Origin of the sequence: Bacillus sp. JJ1503 (assembly GCF_036965125.1) — a bacterium.
Lineage (GTDB): Bacteria > Bacillota > Bacilli > Bacillales > Cytobacillaceae > Cytobacillus.
Window position 1 is genome coordinate 3,322 of the sequence record NZ_JBALOZ010000372.1, and the last position, 3,553, is coordinate 6,874.

General features: G+C 31.5%; 2 protein-coding genes. Both read right to left on the reverse strand.

All coding sequences use genetic code 11. The annotated features are described in order from the left end of the window. Positions 1-2,347 precede the first annotated feature (2,347 nt). Positions 2,348-2,665 (reverse strand): hypothetical protein, encoded by a 318-nt coding sequence (locus V7149_RS23095; protein ID WP_335347925.1) that lies wholly within the window; start codon positions 2,663-2,665, stop codon positions 2,348-2,350. A 138-nt stretch (positions 2,666-2,803) separates the two neighbouring features. Further along, complete coding sequence (locus V7149_RS23100) at positions 2,804-3,154, reverse strand: hypothetical protein (RefSeq protein ID WP_335347926.1); 351 nt, start codon at positions 3,152-3,154, stop codon at positions 2,804-2,806. Between the last annotated feature and the right edge of the window lie 399 nt (positions 3,155-3,553).

Sequence of the window (3,553 nt, forward strand, 5' to 3'; positions counted from 1 at the left end):
CCTATTAATATCATCAGTAAATAAAATGAACGAATAACGCGTTCTTTGCTTTATGAGTGAAGCCGAGGAACTTTTCAAGTGCTCTTCTTGAAAAGTGGGCTGGCAAGCCTATGTTTTGATCATTTATATATAAACATATAGCTGTAACATTTAAACAAAGAGCCTACCGCACACTTACAACAAAAAACAAGAGCGTTGTAAGTGCTTGGTCAAGCGTCTAAATTCCACTATCGTTCCATTTAGCCACTTGGAATGTGATTATCCATTTTATGTAATTATCTATCTAGAAAACTATCAAAGTGAGGGAATTTCTCTTAATAATATATAAGGAAAAATCCTCCACTTTTAAGCAAATAACTCTTCTACTTCTCCATCAGCAAACATTCTTTCAAAATCATTGTCATAATATGTAAAATATTTGTAATTTCCTTTCCCTTTGACATTGATGCTTATTTCATATTCCTTAAAAATTTGTCTAATTAACTCTTCGTGTTCTTTCCAATTGTCCTTAATCCAATACTTGAACTTATTCCCACCGATTTTAAATGCTGTAAATTATTAATTAGGACTATTTTTTAGATGAGCGCTAATCTGCTCTGCCCATTTCCTACACTTCACCTTGAAGTTATTTTTCTTCTGAATATCGACAGTCATAAAATTCTCATCAGGAAGATTGAATATTTCCTTTAACATCTCCATTACTTGTTCTTTATTGTGATACATGTAAATTGTTACTACTTTATCCGAATTAATATTTCTAATTGATGATCTATGTATTATTTGTGAAAGTTCAGCTTTTTGCTGCTCAAGGAATAAATTTTGCAACCGTTGGTCTACAAACCATTTACCTTTATGTAATTGACGTTCTTCATTATCAGCCAAATCTTTAACGAGTCTTAAATCAATATCCGTTCCATACATCGCTATAGCTTGAAGCCTGTATTCGTCCGGTTTCATAATAGGGAGGTTTAGTAATGCAATATGATTATATTTGCTTAAATCGTTTTTTCCTGTTAAGTTGTGTATNNCTTCATATTGTCTGTCCATGAAAAATTGCTTTTGCTGCTCAGGAGTAATTGCTCCCAATTTTATGTATTTACCAATATCATTTTTGGATGGGATGGGGATAATATTGATTCCCTTTCCTCTTTTTTCAATTATGTCTTCTGCTATTTGTTCCCTTATCTCACTTTTTGGATTTTCTCTTTTATAGCTTGAAGTGTTTATTTTATTTAATAAGAATCTGAGCCGTTCAATGTACTTGTGATAATTATGTACGTATTTAATTTCAAAACCTGCACGGTTATATATTGTTGATGTTTCCTTGGCAGTGCCGTCAAGTACCAGTATGTTTCCAAATGGCTTATAGTCGATTAAATCCGAGCAAAGTATGTTCTTCTGGGATATGTTATTAATTGCCCCTATACCATCTTCATTTAATAATTTGATAAAGCGCTTATACCGATTGATGCTGTTGTAATCAGGGACATTTTTATTTAAGGTTTCTAGGATATTCATGAGTTCCACTTCTGTATTAGTTGATTCAATGGAACGGTTAAGTTTTAATGTTGTATTTCCTATGTTATTTAGTTCTGAATTAATCAGGCTACTTATATATAATCTTCCCTTTTGTTTATTCTTCGGACTCAATTCATTGTCATTAGTGTTATTAACAAATAAGTCATACCAATCCAGCATATTATTATCTTTTCCAATATCAAAAATCACAGAATTGAAGAAGATGGGCATTTCATCAATGATTATTGTTCTTGGTACAATTGTTTTATCAGGCTTATCCGGCTTCTTGCCCCAATATAAATGCTCTTGTCGATACCGTAAGAATGAATCTACATCACCGAACCCAATTGCTAAATCCCTCAACCTCTGCTGAACAACGCAAACAATTTGGTAATAATCTAGCATTTCCTTAAATTGCCCTAAATTGTTTTCGTCAATTGCCAATATTGCATTCTTAATGTTGTATTTGTTGGAAAATTTTATTACCGATTCATAAAAGGTAGTCATTGTATCCTTATTATTGAAAACTAAGAGATAAGGATGCTTCCTTGTCTCTGTTTGAATAATTTCCATCTTTATGTGATATTCAAGTGAAGTTGTTTTTCCATGACCTGGGGGACTGCATAAGACTTGGTGTGAAAATAAATTTGTAGGTTCTTCGAATTTATTCTTGCTAATGTACTGATAAATCTTCTGTGACTGCTCTGAAAACTGCCTTATAACCTTGTAAGTATCCTGAAAAGCATCTTTATGTAATGTTTCAGCTCGTTCCTTGTCTAGCATGACATAAGCTTTATTGTTAATATTTTGTATCATTTAATCTCCCCTTTTATTTGTTTCCGAAAATAAATTTCCATACCTTTCTTTTAAATTCTTCATTTTCATTAGTCTCTAGTCCCAAATCAACCTTTTCACCTGTTCCCTTAACCATTTGTTCAATTACATCAAGTTGCTTCATGATCTCGGACAACATTAAATCTTGCCTAATTTCTTCAAGAGCTTCATCAACAAAATAGGTCAACCCTTTATTATCTGTCACTGAATTTAGGTTGATTGAATTTCCGTACAATGCGACCCCTAGCAACTTTGATCTTTCAAGGATTTCTTCAACTTTATCCTTTTCAATTTTGTAAATTACATTTATCATTTGGATAATCTCCCTTTAATAATTTTCATTTATTTTGAGCCACAGAGTGTTACTCTATTTCTGCTTAGGAATAATAGAGGGAACAGCAGTTAAGCTGCGCCCCCATGATATGTACTTGAGATTAATTTATAAAACTATTTATTCCGCAAAAAAATAATCTTCAAATCTAAACTTATCAGTTACCCGAATATCGATTATGTCTATATCTTTCAAAACAATCCTATTACGGATTTCTTCTGTCAGCTCAGAACATTCAAAATTCAATACATATGAAATAAAGATAAACGAATCAGTCTCCTCAACATAGGTAACTTCATGGAAATTTTGATTTCTGTTTTTCCTTTGTTTTTCCTCTTTAAAAATAACTGAATAATCTTTTGTATCATCGTACTTAAAGCTCTTCAAAGCTTGAATTACCTTAACCCATGCTGGATCTTGCATTAAAGTCAATCGTTTTTGCATATCTTTATATTTTTGAATATCACTCATTGCATTTTCTCCTTAAATTTTTATTTATTTTTATGTACCAGAGACCGTCAGATGACAATTAACATCTTTGACTATTAATCAAGTCATATCCTCACCTCCTTAAAAATTCGCACTATAAATAAGCAACTTTTTATTGACGATTTATCAACTTATTGATAGAATGGTAGCAAGTTAAGTTATACATAATATACTTAGATACAAGTTAAGCTACTAATCTAATATAAAATTGTTAGATTAGTGTAGTTTTGGAGGAATTAGCCCAAACTAACCCCTCCTTATTAAGTATGGGTATGATTAATTAAGACATCTGCAAAATGTCTGTTTTCACATGGTTATTGCTAGAGAAATTCTGTCTATATTTTATTGTATCTTTTATTCCATTTTGGCAAATGAGAATTT

Bases quoted from the DNA above. Each gene is read 5' to 3' on its own strand.
- V7149_RS23095 (WP_335347925.1), bottom strand. From the start codon at position 2,665: ATGATAAATGTAATTTACAAAATTGAAAAGGATAAAGTTGAAGAAATC.
- V7149_RS23100 (WP_335347926.1), bottom strand. From the start codon at position 3,154: ATGAGTGATATTCAAAAATATAAAGATATGCAAAAACGATTGACTTTA.